The sequence below is a fragment of the Halobellus sp. H-GB7 genome, from assembly GCF_030848585.1.
Lineage (GTDB): Archaea > Halobacteriota > Halobacteria > Halobacteriales > Haloferacaceae > Haloquadratum > Haloquadratum inordinatus.
In genome coordinates, this window is record NZ_JAVDDW010000002.1 from 308675 (window position 1) to 328260 (window position 19586).

Genomic DNA, 19586 nt, shown 5'->3' on the forward strand with positions numbered 1-19586 from the left:
CGTGTCATCGACACGCCGCCTCCTTCGGGAACTGCTCGGGCGAGAGGACGTCCTCTCGATCGCGCGACGGTACTTCGTCTCGAACGGCTTCGACGGGACCCTGACGAGCATCGGCGTCATCGTCGGCGCGGTCCTCTCTGGGATTCCCGACGGCCTCACCGTCATCAAGATCGGCCTCGGCGCTGCGGTGGGGTTGGGAACCTCGGCGATCTGGAGCGTCTGGGAGATCGAGCGCGCCGAGACGACCGCCAAGATCAAACGCATCGAGCGGGCGATGCTGACCGACCTCGACGACACGCGCGTCCAGCGCGAACAGCGGGGTGCACGCGTCGTTCACGCCGCAGCCAGCGGTTTCGGTCCGCTCATCGGGGTCTTGATCCCGCTCGTCCCGTTCACCGTCGAGGGGACGATGCTCTCGATGGCGGAAGCCGGCGTGGCCGGGGTCGCGCTCGGGATCGGGATCCTGGGCGTCTTCGGGGCGTATATGAGTTCGATCTCGGGGCAGCGCTGGTACGTTTCGGCGATCCGAATGGCGCTCGCGGGCCTCGTGGTCGCAGTGATCAATCTGTTTCTGCCCGGCTGAGTGAGGCCGGGTTGCCTCACGCAGACTCTGTCGAGTCCGGCTCCGTATCCTCCGCCCCCGACTCCGGCGCTGAGTCCGACTTCGACGCCATATGGTGCTCTATGTCGTGACGTCGCGTCAGCCACCCGACCAGGACGAGAAGCGGCGCGCCGAGGACGAATACGACCCCCAGCAGCCCCCAGTCCGCGAGGCTGAGCGGGACGGTCCCGAAGTAGTCGTTCAGCGGCGTGTACAGCACCGCCAACTGGAGCGCGAGCGACGTGGCGACCGCACCGGCGAGCCAGCGGTTCGTGAGGACGGGCGTCCCGCGCGCCCACCGGACCACGTACAACTTCACGAACTCGAAGCCGACGAAGCCGGTGAAGACCATCGTCATCGCATAGGGCGTGACCGACGGCGCGCCGTCGAGCGTGTAGAACAACAGCCCGAGTAGCAGGACTGTCGCCGTCAGCCCGGCCCCGGCGATGAAGCCTCGCATATCGGCGTCGATGATCCCGACCACTCGCTCTCGGGGCTGGCGCTCCATCACGTCGCCAGCGGGGTCGGTGCCGAGTGCGAGCGCCGGCAGCCCATCGGTGAGGAGATTGATCCAGAGCAGTTGGACCGCCGGGAGGACGAGATAGCCAAACAGTGAGCCGATGAAGACGACCGCGACCTCGGCGGCGTTCGCACTCAGCAGATACGCGACAAACTTCCAGATGTTGTCGAAGATCATCCGCCCGCGCCGGATCGCGTTACGGATCGTCGCGTAGTTGTCGTCCAGGAGGATGATGTCGCTGGCCTGTTTGGCGACGTCGGTGCCGCGGACCCCCATCGCGATGCCGACGTCGGCGTTCTTGAGCGCGGGGGCGTCGTTGACGCCGTCGCCCGTCATCGCGACCGCGTGGCCGTTCGACTGCAACGCGTCGAGTATGCGGACCTTGTGCGTCGGTTCGGCCCGGGCGAACACGTCCACCTCCTCGACGCGCTCGCGCAGGGTGTCGTCGTCGAGGGCCTCGACCTCCTGACCAGTCAGGACGTCCGACTCGATACCGACCTGTGAAGCGATAGCGCGCGCGGTCAGCGCGTTGTCGCCGGTGATCATCTTCACGTCGATTCCGGCGCGGTGAGTGTCGGCGATCGCTGATTTGACTTCCTCGCGCGGCGGGTCGATCAGCCCCTGCAGGCCGACGAACACGAGGTTCGATTCGGGTCCGCCGTCGTCGTCGCGGTCTTTGTACGCGAACCCGAGGACGCGGAGCGCCTGCTCGGCGAACGCGTCGATCTGCGCTTCGACCCGCGCTTTCGTCTCCTCGTCCATCTCGACGGGGCCGTCCGGACCGAGGACGCGCGTCGACCGCCCGAGGATCTCCGTGGGCGCGCCTTTGACGTAGACGGCATCGTCGTGGATGGTCGCCATCCGCCTGCGCTCGGAGGTGAACGGCACTTCGTCGCGGCGGGGACGTTCGCTGCGTCGGCTGTCGACGTCCAACCCCTGGGCGGTCGCGGCGGCGACGAGGGCGCGCTCTGTCGGGTCGCCGTCGTCGATCGTCGCGTCGTTGCAGAGTGCGCCGATCTCCAGCAGTCGTTCGAGACGCTCCTCGTGCACCGTGGCGTCGGAGTTGGTCGCGTCCGCGGCGTCGTCAGCGGTCGGTGCGCCGACCTCGAACTCCTCGTCGAGGACCCACGCGGCCCGGACGCGCATCTCGCCCTCGGTCAGCGTCCCGGTCTTGTCCGTGCAGACGACGTCGACGGCCCCGAGCGCCTCGACGGCCGGTAGCGTGCGGACGAGCGCGTTCTCGCCGGCCATCTTCCGCACCCCGAGCGCGAGCGTCAGGGTCACGACGGCCGGCAGTCCCTCGGGGATGGCCGCCACCGCCAGCGAGACGGCAGTTAGCCCCGCCTGGACGAGCCCACGCCCCTGGAAGACGAGCAACGGAACAATCAGCGCCGACAACCCCACGACGCCGATTCCCAACCGCTTGGCGAGGCGGTCGAGGTCGCGCTGCAGGGGGGTCTGGGGGTCTTCGGCTCCGATTAGCGCCGTCGCAATCTCGCCCATCTCCGTCTCCATCCCCGTCTCGACGACGACGGCGACGGCACGGCCGCGGGTGACGTTCGTCCCCTTGTAGAGCATACTTTCGCGCTCGGCGAGCGGCGTCTCGGCGTCGACCGGATCGGCGTCTTTGCCGACGGGAACGCTCTCGCCCGTCAGCGCCGCCTCGTCGACTTCGAGGTTGTGGGCTTCCAGTAATCGGGCGTCGGCGGGAACGACGTCACCCTGGGAGACGAGCACGACGTCGCCCGGAACGAGGTCCGTCGCTTCGATCCGCTCCTCGCGTCCGTCACGTCGGACGCGGACGTCCGGGGCCGCCATCTCCCGGAGGGCCTCCAGACTCTGCTCGGCGCGGTACTCCTGGACGAAGCCGAAGATCCCGTTCAAGAGGAGAATGATCCCGATGAGAACGGCGTCGACGACGTGGCCGATCGCGAACGAGAGGATCGCCGCGACGAGCAACACCCAGATGAGCGCGCTCGAAAACTGCGCGAGGAAGATTCGGAGCGCGCCCCGCCCGTGACCGCCGGTGATCTCGTTCGGTCCGACGTCGGCGAGGCGCTCGGCGGCCTCCTCGGGTGCCAGTCCGGCAGACGTCGTCTCTAACTCCTCACACACCTCGTCGCCGGAGCGGCTGTGCCAATCCATCGCTCGTCCGTAACGTCGCAGCACCGACATATATACTGTGTGCCGTGCGACTGCACAGCACGCTGCAGCGACGGCGACGCGTCCCTGCCGCGCTGGCGCGTCCGATCTCCCCCGACAGGTGGAAATTCTCGCGATCGGAGGTGGCTTTTTGGTCTCTGCCCGCGCCTCTGGAATGTATGACGACGTACGTACTCGCAACCAACCACGTCGACACGAGCGCGAAACTCTGCGATTACCTTCTCGATCGGGTGTCGGGGAGCGACGAAGTACACGCGGTCAACTCCCTGCCCGGTGGCAGCGCGACCGACACCGACGACGTCCGCGACGGCGAGGAGGCGCTGAACGTCGTCTCCTCGCGACTCGACACGATCACGACCGTCGAGTCCCACCAGTTCGTCCGCGGCAACGAACCCCACGAGGACGTCCTCGAACACGCCGAGGAGATCGACGCCGACGAGATCGTCATCGGCATCCGGAGGCGCAACCCGACCGCGAAAGTGGTCTTCGGCAGCACTGCACAGCAGATTATGCTGCACTCGAACCGACCGATGGCGGTCGTCCCGCTCGTCGACGTCGAGTAAGGGGGCTTATCGTAACTGTTCGGAAATTCTCGCCGTATGGTCCGGCGAGGAATCTATGGAGACGTACGATAACCCCTATAAGCACAGTCGACGCCAGCGGGGAAGTTCCCGTCTCGCTCTCGATTCACTTTTCGGCGTTGCTTTCGCTCTCCGAATCCTCAATCTCGCCGTCTCGCTCCGCGTCGAGAACTGCCTCGGCGAGCATCGGGATGAACGTCCCGATGTCTGTCACCATCCCGATGGCCTGGGAACTCCCGCGGTCGAGCAACTGCGTCACCGTCGCCGGATTGATGTCGACGCAGACGACGCGGGTCGTCGAGGGGAGGCAGTTACCGACGGCGACCGAGTGCAGAAGCGTCGAGAGCAACAGCACCAGATCGGCCTCTCTGGCCTGCTCGCGGATCGCGTTCTGCGCCTCGATGGCGTCCGTGATCGTATCCGGGAGGGGTCCGTCGTCGCGAATCGACCCAGCGAGCACGTACGGCACGTCGTTTTCGACGCACTCGTACATCACACCCTCCTCGATGAGTCCCTCCTCGACGGCGGGTCCGATTCCGCCGGCGCGGATGACCTCGCTGATCGTGTAGATGTGGTGTTTGTGGCCCTTCCGGGGGTGCTCCATCGTCTCCATATCCATCCCCAGCGACGTCCCGTAGAGGCCGCGCTCGATGTCGTGCGTCGCGAAGCCGTTGCCCGCCGAGAGCATATCGACGTAGCCCTCCCGCACGAGGCGCGCGAGTTCGTCGCCGCCGCCGGCGTGGATCACTGCCGGTCCGGCCACGACGAGCACGGATTCGCCCCGCTCTTTCGTCGCGACGAGCGCCTCGGCGACGTCGTCGATCAACGACTCGGAGGGGCGCTCCGCGGAGACGCCGCCCTGCATAAACCCGAACGGGCCGGAGCCGTCGCGCGGTCGGTCCGGGGGCTTCACGCGAATCCCCGCCTCGTCGGTGACGACGAGGTCGCCCTCGCGGATCGCGTTCAGTACCTTCGTCTCGGCTCTGACGGGGTCGCCCTCGTCGCCCTCCTCGACGACGATGGCGCAATCCATCTCGATGTTCTCGACCGGCACCCACTCTCCGTCGTAGCGGATCTCAGTCGGGTGGTTGGTCGTCGAATAAAAGCCCTTGGGGACGACCTGGTCTTTCGGTGCGGGCGTGACGTGTGCGTCGACCGGGTCGGTGAGGTTCGCGCCGTTCTGGTGGAGTTCGTGGAGGATCTCCTGGAGCGTGTCGGCGTCGTCGGCACTGACGCTCATCCGACAGTAGGAAGTCTCGTCTTTGTGTCGTCCGACGTCGAACGTCTCGATCTCGAAGGAGCCGCCGAGATCCATCACGATGCCGAACGTGCGCTGTAGCGTCCCCGAGTCGATAATGTGGCCGTCGAGTTCGACCGTTCGCGTGGCGCTCATTCGGGCAACTGCGTTCGGGAGCTAAAAGACGGTTGCGGCGAGGCCAGTGACGCGGCGTGCTGCAAACGACCCGGCGGATCAGTCATCCACCACGGCATCGAGGAACGCCAGGCCGTGGCCGACAGCCTGCTCGAAGCCGTCCCCGTCGTAGAGACCGAAGTGCCCGACCGGGAGTCGCAGGAGGGTCGCGTCCGCCACGTCCTCGGCGGCCGCTTCGATCTCTTCGACCGGGACGACGTCGTCGCGCTCGCCGCCGAGGAAGAGCACCGGGCAGGCGAGCCTATCGCGGTCTTCGCCGCCGGTGTGCCGCGCGAGCGAGAGGACCGAGCGTGCAGGCGTCTCGTTCTCCCACTCGCCGTCGCCGACGAGGTCGCGGTAGCCGCGATAGGCGCTCGGCGTGGCGACGAGTGCGAGGTTCCCATCGTCGCTGCTGCCGTCGTCGACGACCGGAACGGTGTGGGGACCGACGAGGAGTGATTGGACTCGGTCCCGGACGCCCGCGAGCGTCCCTCTGGCGAGGAATCCGATCCCACGGGCACGGAGGAACGCCCGACCGGAGAGAATCGGCGTCTGGGAGACGACGGCTTCGATCCGCGGGTCGTCGGCCGCGACGTCGAGCACTGCGCCGCCGGAGAGATCCGTCCCCCAGAGGACGATTCGATCGGTGGCGACGTCGCCGCGGCCGCGCAGTCCGGCGAGCGCTGCTTCCCAGTCGGCGCGCTGACGCGCGGGCGAGAGGAGATTCCGCGGCTCGCCGTCGCTGTCGCCGGCGTGTCGAACGTCGAAGTGGAAGACGGCGTAGCCGGCCGCGGCGAGCCGTTCGGCGTAGCGGTCGAGCCCGAACGCGCTCGCGCCGACGAGGCCGCCGGTCATCACGACGAGCGCCGGATCCGCGGGTCGGTCGGGGCGGTACAGCCGCCCGACGCAGCGCTCGTCACCGCTGTGGAACGTCATCCTGACCGTCGAGAACTCGTATCTCGACGGTCGGTTTCGACGCGCGCGCTGGTCGGGCTCTGCGTCGTTCCACTCGCTGTTCGCGCCGGGGCGGGTCACTGTTCGCCCTCCGCGAGGGTGTCGATGACGCGTTCGGAGAACGCCTCGCCGCTGATGTCGTAGTCTATGTACTGCCGAAACCACTCGGCCTCGGCGTACCAGGTCCCCTGGACGTCGTCGTCGTGTCGGAGGACCGTCGCCTCGACGCGCGTGGGCTCCCAGTCGTCGTGTTCGGCGGCCTCGATGAACGTCCGAAGCGCACGACCCATCTCCTGGTGGTTCACCGACACGTCTGGAAACGCCGTGAGATAGACCAATTCGACCGTCTCGCCGGTCGGGTCGACCGACTCGACGCTGATTCCGTTGGACCGAAGTTCGCCTTCGAGTCCGGAGATGACGTCGTTCATACGTTCCCCTTCCGCGTGGAGCGAGTAAACTGTTGTCGCGCGGACGAAACGTCGAACCCCACCGGCGACCCGTTCGGCCGAAATCCATTTTTTTCTCTGACCCCTCTAACGTGCGTGACTTCCAGCCGTGCTCCTCTCGATTCTCTACGTCGACGACGACCCAGATCTGGTCGCGCTGGTGAAGACCTATCTCGAAGGCGACTCGACTGACGTCGACTGCAGTGTCTCGACGGAGACGTCGCCGACGGCCGCACTCGATCGGATTCGGTCGGCCGATTCGGACGTCGACTGCGTGATCAGCGACTACAATATGCCCGAGATGAACGGGATCACGTTCCTCGAATCCGTTCGCGAGAGTCGTCCCGAACTCCCGCTGCTCCTGTTCTCCGGCGAGGAGACGAACGACGTCGCCGCAGAGGTCGTGCGAGCGGGCCTCACGGACTACCTTCAGAAAGGGATGGGCACCGACCAGTACACGATGTTGATCCGGCGCGTCGAACACGCCGTCGAGGGCGGGGGACAGTTCGACCCGGAGGCCCAGACCGAACTCGACGGCGTCGGGGTCGTCGGGACGGACGAACACTTCGAGGAGGCCGACGACACCTACGCGTCGTTCTACGGCTACGATTCCGACGACGTCGAGGGCAAGCACTGGACGGAACTGCACCCCGACGAGGAGGTCGAACACATCCGCACCCACGTCCTGCCGGTGGTCCGCCGTGGCGGCGAGTGGAGCGGCCGCAGTCGCGGTCTTCGCTCGGACGGGAGCACGTTCACCGAGTCGAAGATGGTGACTGCACTCGACGACGGACGACTTCTGATCGCCGTCTCGGAACTCGACGACTCCCAACTCAACACAGGCGGCTGAGGGACCGCACTACGCCTCTTCGACGCGGAGTTCTAGCCCCCACGTCGCCTGGACGGTCGGCTCCGCGTCCATCTCGGACTCCGGAGGCGCTGTCGACACCGAGTGCGTCCAGCGGTACGTTCCTGGCTCGTAGTAGCCCTCGGTTACGGGGTCGTCCCAGACCGAGTAGACGTACGTCTGGGACTCGTCGGGCGACCAGACGCGCCGCGCACAGCCGTAGGCGGGGTAGCCGATCGGACCGTCGGGGTCGTACTCCCAGCGACCATCGACGCGCGGTTCCGGTTCGTCGCGAGCGCCGTAGAGCCACAGCCCGCCGTTCTCGCTTCGGCCGCGAGATCGGTTGAACGGACGACAACCGTCGACGCCGACGCTGAGTGTGCGTTTCGCGCCGAGATTTCGGGCGGTGAGAACGAGCGTTGCCGGATGTCGATCGGTGACGGTCGGCGTCGGCAGTTCGGCGTCGATCGCGAAGGCGACGTCCTCTGGGAGTGTCCCGAGATGGACGAGAGAGACGCGACGCGGGTGAGGATTCCCTTCGGAACCGAACGGGAACGACGAACGATCGAGACAGCCGGCGATCGAACCGACAGAGAGCGTCCCGAGCGCAGCGAGAGCCTGGCGGCGTCGCATACGAGTCCGTCGCCGGAGCCACGCAAAAGGTCTTCTGCGTGGTGCGGTGACGGCCGGTGCTCATACTGTCGGACAGAACGATGTGAAGCGCATCGGCACCCCGTGGGTGCCAACATAGTTCACGAACTTCCGTCCGACAGTATCACACCTCGACGCGTAGCCCGTCGCGAGCGAAGCGCACGTCGCCGTCGTACTGTGACTCGATCGAGGCCAGCATCTCCTCGTGGCGACCTTCGGTGTGGGGATAGAGGTGGGTCAGGTACACGCGGCCGATGTCGTGGCCCGCCAGCACCTCGCCGAGTTGCGACGGCGTCGGGTGATTCGAGACGTCCACGTCGTCCGGGAACGAACAGTCGTGAGCGAGAACGGCCGCGCCGTCGGCGAAGTTCGCGAGGCTAGACGCCGCCTCGCCGTCGCCGGAGAAGACGACGTCTCTCGATACGCCGGACGATCCGTCGCTCTCGCCGTCGCTCGCCGAGAACCGATACGCGAGGCAGTCCAGCGAGTGCACCATCTCCGTCGCCGAGACGTCGAAGCCGGCGACCGAGAACTCGGTCGGCCCGACCTCGCGGACGCTCAGATCGACCCGATCCTGGAGGTAGTCGTGAACGTCGAGGAGGCCGTCGACGAGCGATTTCGTCCCCGCGGGACCGACGACTTCGAGGTACTCCTCTCCCGCCAGCCAGCGCGCCTTCAACAGCGGAAGGAGGTCCGCGACGTGATCGAGGTGGTGGTGGGTGAGAAGCACCGACGAGACGCCTTCGTACCCTACGTCCGTGCCCGCGAGTCGGTGGAGGACGCCGCTCCCGCAGTCGACGAGCAGCGAGCGGTCACCTGATTCGAGCAGGAGCCCCGTCTGCACCCGGTCGGGGACGGGCATCGCGCTTCCGGTTCCGAGGAAGGTGAGACGCATCGCCGGGGCTACGACGGGCGACCGGATAGTCGTTCGGGACGGGTCCGTCTCGAACTTCCGGTGGCAAACAGTCGGCACAGAGGGTGAACTCCCGCGTCGACGTGCCGAACGACCGCTGCCCGACGCGGGACAGTTCCTACGTCACGGGGTCGCTGGGCCCGTGATCGGTTATAAACCCACGTCGAGTCCCGGTCGGGGTTCTACCACCCGGTTCGGGCAGAACCCACTTACTCCTGGGCCCCAACCTACGGACGATGGTACAGAGCGGGCGTGAACTGCTCCGATCGGCGGCTGCAGACGCGGCGAGCGGCGGCGCAGGGAACGCCGACAGCGGGGCGGGCAACGGCGCCGCAGACGACGGAGATCTGGGGAGCGCCGACCCCTACGATTTCGATCCCGATTCCGTCGACATCGCCGACAGCGACGTCCTCGATCGGCTGGAACCTGCAGTACGGGAGTGGTGGGTCGATCAGTTCGGCCGCTACGTCCAACAGAACGGCGGGTTCTTCACGCCCCCACAGCGCGAGGCGATCCCGCTGGTCGACGCGGGGACGAACGCGCTCGTCTGTGCGCCGACCGGATCGGGCAAGACGCTCGCGTCGTTCACGGCGATCCTGAACGATCTGTTCCGGCGGGGGCGCGAGCGCGAGGACGGCCTCGACAACGCCGTCTACTGCCTCTATATCTCGCCGCTGAAGTCACTCGCGAACGACATTCACCGCAATCTAACCGTTCCGCTGGAAGGGATCCGCGAGCGGATGGACGAGCGCGGGACTGACGTCGAAGTGCGGCACGCGATCCGTCACGGCGACACCGACTCCGCGGAACGGCAGCGGATGCTGGATGAGACCCCACACATCCTCAACACGACGCCGGAGACGCTCGCGATCCTGCTCAACGCGCCGAAGTTCCGCGAGAGGCTCCGATCCGTCGAGTACGTCGTCGTCGACGAGATTCACAGCCTCGCGGAGAACAAGCGCGGGACGCATCTTTCGGTCTCCTTAGAGCGCCTCGAAAATCTGGTCGAGACGTCGCCGACTCGCATCGGCTGTTCGGCGACGGTCGAACCGTTGTCGACGATGGCGGAGTTCCTCGTCGGCCGCGACGCCGACGGCGACCCCCGCGAACACGAGATCGTCGACACGCGGTTCGTCCGCGACTTCGACCTCCAGTTGGAGTGTCCGACCGACGACCTGATCCACACGCCGCGTTCGGACGTTCAATCGGGGTTCTACGACCGCCTCGACGAACTGATCCGCTCGCATCGGAACACCCTGGTGTTCACGAACACCCGTTCGGGCGCAGAGCGCGTCCTCGAAAACCTCCGGGAGCGTTACGATGGCTACGACGACGCCAACTCGGGCTGTCACCACGGCAGTCTCTCGAAAGAGCGTCGCCAGGCGGTCGAGGAAGGGCTGAAAGACGGCTCACTCGACGTCGTGACCACCTCGACGAGCCTCGAACTCGGGATCGATATGCCACACCTCGATTTGGTCGTACAGGTCGGCTCGCCGAAGTCCGTCGCCTCGCTGCTCCAGCGGGTCGGCCGCGCGGGCCACAGCCTCGGCGAGACTGTCGAGGGGCGCGTGATCGCACTCGACCGCGACGAACTCGTCGAGTGCGCGGTGATGCTGCAGAAGGCCGAAGACGGATTCGTCGATCGGGTGTTCGTCCCCGAGAAGGCCCAGGACGTCGCCGCTCAGCACGTCTACGGGATGGCGATCAACGCCGTCCGGCCCGAGCAGGAAGTCCTAGCGACCCTCCGCAGAGCGTATCCCTATCGAAACTACGCCGAGGCGGACTGGGAGCAGTTGCTTCGCTATCTGACCGCGGACTACGAGGGACTCGAAGACAAGAACGTCTACGCGAAGGTCTGGCGCGACACCAACGACCCGCCGTCGGGCGAACACCACTACGAGGAGTTCGGCGTGGGCGAGCACCTCCTCGGCAAGCGCGGGCGGATGGCGCGCGTCATCTATATGACCAACATCGGAACGATCCCGGACTCGTTCACCTGCGAAGTCTTGACCAGACAGAGCGAGGAGTGGGTCGGCACGCTCGACGAGAACTACCTCGATACGTTGGAGAAAGGCGACGTGTTCGTCCTCGGCGGCGATCGGTTCGCCTATCGCTACCGCCGCGGCTCGAAGGTGTACGTCGATCGGACGAACGCACGCGCGACGGTCCCTTCGTGGTTCTCCGAACGCCTCCCGCTCTCGTACGATCTCGGTCGGGAGATCGCCGCCTTCCAGCGGGACCTGCTCGATCGCCTCTCCGCCGGCGGACGGCCCGCCGCCCGGGAGTGGCTCCGGGACTTCCCGGTCGACGAGAACGCCGTCCGCGCCATCGCGCGCCTCTTCGACGAGCAGCGCCGCTACGCCGGGGCAGAGAGCGTCGCCACCGACGAGCGTCTCGTCGTCGAGGAGGAACTCGACCGCGAGACCTACCGGCGGCACTTCTACGTCCACTCGACGTACGGCCGGCGGTTCAACGACGGCCTCTCGCGACTCGTCGCCGCCCAGTGTGCCCGCCGCTCGAACGCGAACGTCCAGATCGCCGTCGCCGACAACGGCTTCTCGCTGTCGATGCCGCTGAATCGGAAGGTGGACGTCGGCGCGATCCTGCGCGACCTCGACCCCGAGGCGGTCCGTTCGGAACTCCGCGCGTCGCTCGACGGCACGGACTTACTGAAGCGCTACTTCCGCATCGACGCCACCCGCGCGCTGATGATTCTGAAGCGCTACAAGGGCTACGAGAAGTCCGCGGCCGAACAGCAAGTCTCCGCGGAGATGCTGCTCTCTTTCGCCGACGACCTCGACGACTTCGCGGTGATAGACGAGACGTATCGGGAGCTAATCGAGGACAAACTGAACGTCGCCGCGATAGAAGACGTACTGAAAGCGGTCCGCGCGGGCGACGTCGACGTGGTCACGACGCAGGTCGACTCGCCGACTCCTCGCGCGTTCGGTCTCGCGACGCTGCTGGCGAGCGACGTCGTCCTCGCCGAAGACGAGAGTGCGGCGTTACAGGAGTTCCACGCGCGAGTCCTCGAAGAAATCGACGGGAACGTGGCGCGCGCATCGGACGGTGGAGAGCCCTCCAGCCCCGACTGAACTGGCAGACCCGCTGTGAACGGGAGTCGTTGCAGTCGTTCGTGACTGTTTAGGCGGTTCGACCGACAACTATCGACGATGGCCACTACGCCGTCCGTCGACGTAGCCGACCTCTCGCCGCAGGCCTGGCGACTCCTCCGCGTCGCCGCAGGCTACGAACAGCGGACGGTGGAACAGGAAGTCGACGACATCCTCCAGGCGCACGTCTCGATGCTCGAATCAGGAACGCGAGCGCTCTCTCAACCTCGTAAGCAGGAGCTTTTCGACCTCTATGCGGCCGAACTCGACGACGATCAGATCGAGGCGGTCGCGACGCACTTTTGATCGGACACGGGGGCAGTACACGCGGCCGAGACGGGGTAATCGCTCGCTCGTCGCTTTCGAAAATATTAATGATTCAGTTTCGCTAGAGCCGCGTATCAATGATACAGCTGGGTAACTCGCAAACACAGAAGCGACTGATACTGTTCGCGGTCGCGATCCTCGGCACGGCCGTGATTGCGGCCGCGCCCTCGCCGGAGGGGCTCTCGATAAGGGGGCAGTACGCGGTGGCGACGATGTTCTTCGCCGGTTTCCTGTGGGTGACCGGAACGCTCCCGCTGGCGGTGACGGCGGTGTCGATTCCGTTCGTCCTGACGGCGCTAGGCGTGTACGACGACCTCGACACCGCGCTCGTCGGGTTCGCCGATCACCTCATCTTCCTGTTCATCGCGGGATTCATGCTGGCGAACGCGCTGCAGAAGTACGACATCGACCGGCGCATCGCGCTGTGGATGATGTCGAAGATGGGCTCGTCGCCGCGGCGCCTCGTCGCGGCCGTGATGCTCGCGACTGCCTTCCTCTCGATGTGGGTCTCGAACACGGCGACGACGGCGATGATGACGCCGATCGCGCTCGGGGTTCTCACGCAGGTCCTGGGCCGCGAGGACGTCGCTGCCGCGGCTGCCGACCCCAGCGCCGACATCGACGCCGACGTCGCCACCGACGGCAGCACCGGGACTGTCGGAGTGGCAGATTCGTTCACCAACCTCCAGATCTCGATGCTGCTCGGCACCGCTTACGCCGCCAGCGTCGGCGGGGTCGGCACGCTCATCGGGACGCCTCCGAACGCTATTTTGGCCGCCCAGCTCAACGAGATTCTGGGATACGAGATCGGGTTCGCACAGTGGCTGCTGATCGGCCTGCCGATCGTCTTCGTCACGCTTCCGCTCGTGTGGTACATTCTGACGTACCAAATCTACCCGCCGGAAGTCTCGAACGTCGAGTCCGCGCGCGAGGAGGCGGCGAAATACCTCGAAGAGGAGGGTGCACTCAGTACGCGCGGCAAGCGCGTCGCGTACATCTTCACCGCGACGGCGGGGCTGTGGGTGCTCGGCGGCCTGGGCGATCTCGTCGGCCCGTTCCTGCCCTCGGTCTGGGCGACGACGATCTTCGGCGGCGGCGGGATGACCGTCTTCGGCGTCGAAGGCCACCAGGGCATCCTCTACTACGTGATGGTCGGGCTGGCGGCGATTCCGGCGCTCGTGCTTGCAGACACGATGGAATGGGACGAACTGGTCGACATCGACTGGGGGACGATCCTCCTGTTCGGTGGCGGGATCGCACTCGCCGACGCGCTGGCCGCGACGGGCGCGACTAACTGGATCGCAGACACCGTCTTCAGTTCGCTGACGGGCGCGCCGATCGTCGTCGTGGTCGGCGTGGTCGTCCTGCTCGTCATCTTCCTCACGGAGATGACCTCGAACACGGCGACGGCGACCATCATCATCCCGATTCTCATCAGTATCGGGAGCGTCTTCGCCGCCACGCTCGGTCTGGCCGAGGTGTCTGCCGCGGTGTTCCTCGCCGTGTCGGGCGCGGTCGCGGCGAGTTTCGCGTTCGCGCTTCCGGTCGCGACGCCGCCGAACGCCATCGTCTTCGGGTCGGGATACATCGAGCAGCGACATATGATGAAGGCGGGCGTCATCCTGAATCTCGTGATGACAGCCGTCCTCACCGGGCTGATCTGGCTGCTGTTCCGGTTCGTCTGGCCGGTCGTACTCTGGTGAGCGCGAAAAGCAGCGTCGAACCCGCGTCCGCGTCCTACGCCTGATCCGATTCTTCGTCGGCCGACCACTCGCCGCCGACGCGGTCGACGCCCATCAGATCCTCGCCTTCGTGCTCGGTGAAGGATACCTTCAGATTCTCCTCGGGGACCGACCACGTGTCCGCTATCAGACTCATCACCGCGAGCGCGAACGAACGACGGCGTTCGAAGGATCGACCCTCGCGGATGTCAGCACTCAAGAAGCAACACGGCCCATCGACCGCGCGGCCGAGCGAGAGGTTCGCATCAGGATGCTCGCGGATCACCACGGCGACGTGACCCGTCGTCGTCGCCATCTCGTCGGCGTAGAGTTCCGTCACCGCGTCGGTGAACGCTTCTTTCTCCGCGTCGGTCGCGGACACCGTCGTATCGAACTGTAGGAGTGGCACGCCCACGCCTACGCGAGGAGTCGGATTATACTATTGGACAGTGCGACGACCTCGTGGACTGGCGATCCCAGCGCACGGGAGCACGCAGCACCGCAACGTGAGTCGCGAACGTCTGGCTCTGCTTCCCGTCGCGCTCAGCGCCGGGCCCACTGGAGGAGTCGCTCGTAGAACGCGTTCGAGGAGAGGGCCTCGGCGTCGCCGACGAGCGCGAGCGCCTTCTTCGCCCGCGTGAGCGCGACGTTGGTGCGGCGGAAGTCCTCGAAGATGGGCCCGTCGAGCGCGCCGGTGGCGACGAACGACACCACGATGACTCCCTTCGAGGAGCCCTGAAAGCGGTCGACCGTGTCGACAGTCACGTCGGTGCGGCGGGCGACCTCGGCGACCTGCGCGCGGAACGGGGCAATGACGCCGATATCGTCCGGATCGACGCCGGCGGCGACGTACGCGTCGACGATCTCGGCCACCCGATCCGCCTCCACGGGGTTCGTGTTGCCGACGCGCTCGCCGTCGGGATCGACGAAGGCGACGGGATCTCGGAGTGCCGCTGGCAGCGACGCCTCGTCGATGCCGAGATCCGAGAGGCGCTGGGCCGCGACGGCACCGTTCGCCGGGCGGAGCGCGCCGTCGTAGAACTCCGTCGAGGAGAACGCCTGGATGCGCTGGGACATCCGATACTGGCGATCGAGCAAAACCGAGGCGTCTGGATGGGACTCGATCAGCCGCTCGAACAGCGACGTCTGGAGGTCGTTTTCGGCCTGGACGACCGGTGGGAGCTGCTCGTGGTCGCCGACCAGGACGAACCGGTCGGCCAGCGAGACCGCCGCGAGCGTTCCGGGCTCGGTCAACTGCGAGGCCTCGTCGACGAGCGCGACGTCGAAGGACTGCTCGCGCATCACGCGCGAACCGCAGGTGGCCGTCGTGGCGGCGACGACCGGCGCCTCGCGGAGCGCCGCGGCGCGCTCGTTGGGCTCTCCGCCGCGTTCGAGCCGCACGTCCATCATATCCTCGCGGACGCCGTTCTCGGTCCCGACGCGGACGACGTCCGCGACGCCCTGGTCGCGCACCGCTTCGAGCGCGTTGTCGACCGCGCGGTTCGTGAACGCAGACAGCAACACCCTGTCGCCGCGGTCGACCAGCGCGCGGACGATCTGTGCGATCGTGTAGGTCTTGCCCGTCCCCGGCGGGCCGTGGACGAGCGCGAAGTCTTCAGCGTTGACCGCCAGCCGCACCGCGCGGTTCTGTGCGTCGTTGTTGTCGACGTACGTCTCGGCCGCTCGGTCGGCGAACGCCGGGTCGCGACGGCCGAACACGGCGTCCTTTCGGTCGGGGTCGCCCTTCAGAATGAAATCGTGGAGCGCGGTGAGCATCCGGTCGACGCCGATCTCGGAGGGATAGACGTCGAGTCGACGGACGTCGAGCGGTTCGTCTGCGGTGATCACGACCTCCTCGCCCAACTCGCGGATCCGACAGAGCTCGGCGTGTCCGTCGACGGGGTCGCCGTCGCTCGCGAGCGCGACGTCGCCGGCGCGGAGTTTCGAGACGGCGTCGCCGGGCTTTCTCGCGCGGAGTTCCCACCGGCCGTCGTCGAGTTCCGTTCGCCCCGCGGGTTCGAGGTCGATCAGCGCTCGGTCGTCGTCGGCTCGCTCGTCGGCGGACTGCTCCCAGAGCTTCCGGTATTCGGCGTGGACCTCCCGGCGCTCGGCCTCGATGGCCTCGTAGAACCGATCGAAGTACTCCCGTTCCTCCGTGGGGACCGCGTTGCCGACCTGGCCGGCCTTCGACTCCTGGTCGAGGCGTCCCGAGACGACCATACAGGTGTCGCGCTCGAAGCAGTACTCGCACTTCGCGTCGGCCTCGTAGCCGGTCGGGACGTCGGCGTCGTACTCCATCGCGGCGATCTCGTTTCGCGTCCGGACGACGAACTGCAGGAGGCCGGTGCCGATCGAGAAGTCCTTGGCCGGCGAGAGGTCACCCGTCTCCTCGTTGCGCTCTAAGGCGGTGTTTTTGGTGTAGAGCAGTGTCCCCGTATCGGCGGGCACGCCGCGCTCGGAGAGGACGAGCGCGTAGGCGGCCGCCTGAATCTTGTCGTGGAAGCGCGGCTCTCGCTTCGTGTTCTTGCCGGTCTTGAGTTCGACGGGCATCCCGCGGCGGAGCGCGTCGGCGCGGCCCTTGATCCCGAACGTCGGCGAGATGAGAGTGTACTCAGAGCGCCACTTGTCCTCCTCGGTGAGCGTGCCCTGGGCGAGCCACCCCTCGATCGCGGCCGCGTTGCGACGCACCTCGTCGCGGACCTCCTCGGCGTCGTGACCGAGCAGTCCCAGTTCCAGGCCGGCTTCGTGGACTCGGTCCTCGATCGCCGTGTCGAGGTCGCGGTCCCGGAGCAGGTCGCCGAACACCTCGTGGACGATCGTCCCCTTGACCACCGGGTAGTTGAGCGGGATTCCCGAGAGCTTGTTCAGATAGTACATCCGCGGGCACTGCACCCACGAGCGCACGTCGGTCACGTCGACGAGAAAGCCCGGTTCGAGGACGACGTAGGACTCCCCGGTGGTCGAGTAGGTCGTCTCGCCCTGATACTCCGACTCCTCTACCCCCGTCGCGAGAAGTTCCATCCCGGCCTCGGCGTGCTCGACGGTGTGCGTCCACTTGCCCCAGAGGGTGAGTTGGACTGTCGCCGCGTCGGCGTCCACGTCGGTCTCATCCAGCACCGGCGCAGCGCCGAGCGCGTCGCCGTCGGGACGGACCGTCACCTCCGCGAGCGAGCGCGTTCCGTAGGTCGTATCTACCTCGCGTTCGTCGCCAACGTCGACGATGCGGCCGCGCAGCTTCACGTAGCCTACCTGCGGGTCGGGCGGTAAGACGCTATCGGTCGGTCGGATTCCATCGTCGGCCCGGTCTCACTATCCCCCGCTCTCGCTGTCGACTGGACCTCACCGCCGACCGCGGTCCGGCGCCGGGAGGAACTCCGCCCACCAGCGGATCAGGAACCACAGGAGGACGGCTCCGAGCACGAGACCGGAAACGAAGCCTGCGGCGACGAGTGTGAGCGACCCGCCGGCCTGGATGGCGATGAGTGCCCCCGAGAACGCGACGAGCGCGATAAAGCCGATCTTGAGTCGCTGGCTCGCGAGGTCGCGCTCCTCGTCTGTCATACTTGGCCCGACCACTCAGGATCCCTCCATCTGAGTTCCCATCGGCTGGCGTCTACCGGAAGATGCACAGACTGCGCGTGGGTCCGCGAGAAGACGGCTCACTGGAACCCGCGGCCGACGCCGTCCTCCTCGACGAGGTCGTCGAGATCGTTCGAGAGCAACTCGTCGGCGTCGGCGAACTCGTCTGTGAGGTCGTCGAGGCGGTCCGGTCGGCCGTCGAACTCGTAGTCCATCGGGCCGAACGCCGGGCTGTCGAGTGCGTCCATCATATCCGTGAAGAAGTCCTCCGGCGTCGTCGGCGCCTCTGCGTGGACTTTGACCGTCTCTTCGAGGTGCTTCGCCATCGACTTGGCGTGGTCTTCGTCCTCGGGCGGCGACTGGACGGCGAAGCGACCGCCCTCGTCGCGCTTTCGATTCGGAAGGAGGGGTTCGAGGTCGTCGTCGATCCGCCGGGCGACGCGGCTCCCGACGCCCCGGAGTTCGGTCGGATTCTTCGTGTACGTCTTCAGCGCGTACACGCCGGCGTCCGGGTGGCCGAGAAAGAGATCCTCTCCGAGTCCGCTACGCCGATCGCCGGCGACGGCCCGCCACCCGTCGGGGTCGACGTCAGCATTGGTCACGTCCGCGAGGATATCCTGCCAGTCTCTGACGCGCATACGCGACCGTACAGCCCCCGACAGAAAGAGTATGACGGTTGCTCCCGAGTGGTCTCACCGTGCTACGGCTCGACGCGAGCCAGCCACTCGGCCGGGTTATCGAGTTCTGCGTTAGTCGGGAGGTTCTGCGGGCGCTCCCAGACGGCCGCGGCGGCCGCGACGCTCCGACGATCGGCGATCGCCTCGAAGAAGCGCGCGCCGCGCTCGTACTGTCGGCGCTTCAGCCCGAGACCGAGTAGCCGACGGGCCAGCCGTGCCAGCGGACCGCCACCGCGACGCCGCGCGTCGAGTTTCGCGCGCAGGTCCTCGTACTCGGCGTCGAACGCGCGGTCCATCAGCATCTCCGCGTAGCCCTCGACGGCGGTCATCGCGACGTTGAGGTCGTGGAACGCTTCGCTGTCGAGACCGCCGCTGGCGAGCGTCTCTAAGCCGTCTTCCATCCGAGATTCGAGATACTCCGACAGCCACGGGGCGGCACCGAACTCCGCGGCGTGAGCGACTTCGTGGAAGGCGATCCAGCGGCGGAAACGGGGGTAGTCGACATCGAGTTCCGCGGCGGCCGCGACGATGTTCGGGTGGACGAAGTAGAGGCCGTGGTCGCCGTTTCCGGCGTCGTCACGCCCGTGTCCATCGCGGTCGGCCAAGAGGAGCGGATCGTACTGTCCGAGGACGTGGGAGGCGAAGAACGCGAGCACGAACGACATCGACCCGGTGTTTATCACGCGCGTCGCGTTCGGGAAGGCGACGCGAACGTCCGATTCGAGGGGGTGCATCACTCGGCTGAACGTCGAGACGTTCGCGTCGATCCAGTGGTGGCGATTCTGGACTTCGATCGAGTCGGGCACGTCGAAGGTGAGGCCACCGACCGCTCGCAGTCGCTCGCGGGCGTCGCGGACGTCTGCCGCGTAGCCTTCGCGGTCCGCGGGCGTCAAGTCGAGATCACCCGCGTCGGCAGCCCCCTTCGCAGCCGTCGCGACCGCCGCCCAGTCGATCGTTCGATCGCTACCGCCGCCGGACGCGCCCGCGATCGCCCGAACGCTCCGATAGAGGTCCATACACACTCGTGGGGGCCAGCCCGCAAAACCCTTGTTCACGGACGGGCAGGTCTCCGGGTCGTGGGA

Annotated in this window: 17 protein-coding genes; 6 read left to right on the forward strand and 11 right to left on the reverse strand. The window is 66.7% G+C overall.

Translation table 11 applies throughout. The annotated features are described in order from the left end of the window. Position 1: 1 nt before the first annotated feature. Entirely contained in the window at positions 2 to 583 is a 582-nt protein-coding gene (locus RBH22_RS06475; protein WP_306676919.1) for a VIT1/CCC1 transporter family protein, read from the forward strand. A 16-nt stretch (positions 584 to 599) separates the two neighbouring features. Here RBH22_RS06475 and RBH22_RS06480 read toward each other — a convergent pair whose 3' ends face one another. Then, complete coding sequence (locus RBH22_RS06480; protein WP_306676920.1) at positions 600 to 3266, reverse strand: cation-translocating P-type ATPase; 2667 nt, start codon at positions 3264 to 3266, stop codon at positions 600 to 602. Positions 3267 to 3442: 176 nt separating this feature from the next. Here RBH22_RS06480 and RBH22_RS06485 point away from each other — a divergent pair, with 176 nt between their 5' ends. Further along, complete coding sequence (locus RBH22_RS06485; RefSeq protein WP_121569308.1) at positions 3443 to 3847, forward strand: universal stress protein; 405 nt, start codon at positions 3443 to 3445, stop codon at positions 3845 to 3847. A 124-nt stretch (positions 3848 to 3971) separates the two neighbouring features. On the opposite strand, the gene RBH22_RS06490 is transcribed toward RBH22_RS06485, so the two are convergent. From RBH22_RS06490 to RBH22_RS06500, 3 genes are all read right to left on the reverse strand, one after another. After that, on the reverse strand, positions 3972 to 5258 hold the full coding sequence (locus tag RBH22_RS06490) for a TIGR00300 family protein (protein ID WP_256545352.1): 1287 nt from the start codon (positions 5256 to 5258) through the stop codon (positions 3972 to 3974). Positions 5259 to 5336: 78 nt separating this feature from the next. Beyond that, positions 5337 to 6311: an alpha/beta hydrolase gene (locus RBH22_RS06495; protein ID WP_256545353.1), complete on the reverse strand. Its 975-nt coding sequence runs from the start codon at positions 6309 to 6311 to the stop codon at positions 5337 to 5339. Beyond that, positions 6308 to 6658 (reverse strand): hypothetical protein, encoded by a 351-nt coding sequence (locus RBH22_RS06500; RefSeq protein WP_256545354.1) that lies wholly within the window; start codon positions 6656 to 6658, stop codon positions 6308 to 6310. The genes RBH22_RS06495 and RBH22_RS06500 overlap by 4 nt, the downstream gene beginning before the upstream one ends. A gap of 127 nt (positions 6659 to 6785) precedes the next feature. Between RBH22_RS06500 and RBH22_RS06505 the strand changes: the two genes are divergently transcribed. Then, positions 6786 to 7526 (forward strand): response regulator, encoded by a 741-nt coding sequence (locus RBH22_RS06505; RefSeq protein ID WP_306676921.1) that lies wholly within the window; start codon positions 6786 to 6788, stop codon positions 7524 to 7526. 9 nt (positions 7527 to 7535) lie between these two features. On the opposite strand, the gene RBH22_RS06510 is transcribed toward RBH22_RS06505, so the two are convergent. After that, positions 7536 to 8156 (reverse strand): hypothetical protein, encoded by a 621-nt coding sequence (locus tag RBH22_RS06510; RefSeq protein ID WP_306676922.1) that lies wholly within the window; start codon positions 8154 to 8156, stop codon positions 7536 to 7538. 142 nt (positions 8157 to 8298) lie between these two features. Continuing rightward, positions 8299 to 9069 (reverse strand): MBL fold metallo-hydrolase, encoded by a 771-nt coding sequence (locus RBH22_RS06515; RefSeq protein WP_306676923.1) that lies wholly within the window; start codon positions 9067 to 9069, stop codon positions 8299 to 8301. A gap of 254 nt (positions 9070 to 9323) precedes the next feature. On the opposite strand from RBH22_RS06515, the gene RBH22_RS06520 reads away from it, so the two are divergent. From RBH22_RS06520 to RBH22_RS06530, 3 genes are all read left to right on the forward strand, one after another. Beyond that, positions 9324 to 12182: an ATP-dependent helicase gene (locus RBH22_RS06520; protein ID WP_306676924.1), complete on the forward strand. Its 2859-nt coding sequence runs from the start codon at positions 9324 to 9326 to the stop codon at positions 12180 to 12182. Positions 12183 to 12260: 78 nt separating this feature from the next. Next, positions 12261 to 12506 (forward strand): hypothetical protein, encoded by a 246-nt coding sequence (locus tag RBH22_RS06525; protein WP_306676925.1) that lies wholly within the window; start codon positions 12261 to 12263, stop codon positions 12504 to 12506. A 98-nt stretch (positions 12507 to 12604) separates the two neighbouring features. Next, complete coding sequence (locus RBH22_RS06530; protein ID WP_256545360.1) at positions 12605 to 14230, forward strand: SLC13 family permease; 1626 nt, start codon at positions 12605 to 12607, stop codon at positions 14228 to 14230. Between the two features lie 34 nt (positions 14231 to 14264). On the opposite strand, the gene RBH22_RS06535 is transcribed toward RBH22_RS06530, so the two are convergent. From RBH22_RS06535 to RBH22_RS06555, 5 genes are all read right to left on the reverse strand, one after another. Further along, a complete protein-coding gene (locus RBH22_RS06535; protein WP_306676926.1) occupies positions 14265 to 14657 on the reverse strand; it encodes a tautomerase in 393 nt (130 codons plus the stop codon). Positions 14658 to 14791: 134 nt separating this feature from the next. After that, complete coding sequence (locus RBH22_RS06540; protein ID WP_306676927.1) at positions 14792 to 17488, reverse strand: AAA domain-containing protein; 2697 nt, start codon at positions 17486 to 17488, stop codon at positions 14792 to 14794. 99 nt (positions 17489 to 17587) lie between these two features. Beyond that, positions 17588 to 17824: a hypothetical protein gene (locus RBH22_RS06545; protein ID WP_256545363.1), complete on the reverse strand. Its 237-nt coding sequence runs from the start codon at positions 17822 to 17824 to the stop codon at positions 17588 to 17590. A gap of 83 nt (positions 17825 to 17907) precedes the next feature. Beyond that, positions 17908 to 18465 (reverse strand): hypothetical protein, encoded by a 558-nt coding sequence (locus RBH22_RS06550; protein WP_306676928.1) that lies wholly within the window; start codon positions 18463 to 18465, stop codon positions 17908 to 17910. A 62-nt stretch (positions 18466 to 18527) separates the two neighbouring features. Next, entirely contained in the window at positions 18528 to 19520 is a 993-nt protein-coding gene (locus tag RBH22_RS06555) for a zinc-dependent metalloprotease (protein WP_306676929.1), read from the reverse strand. Positions 19521 to 19586: the final 66 nt, after the last annotated feature.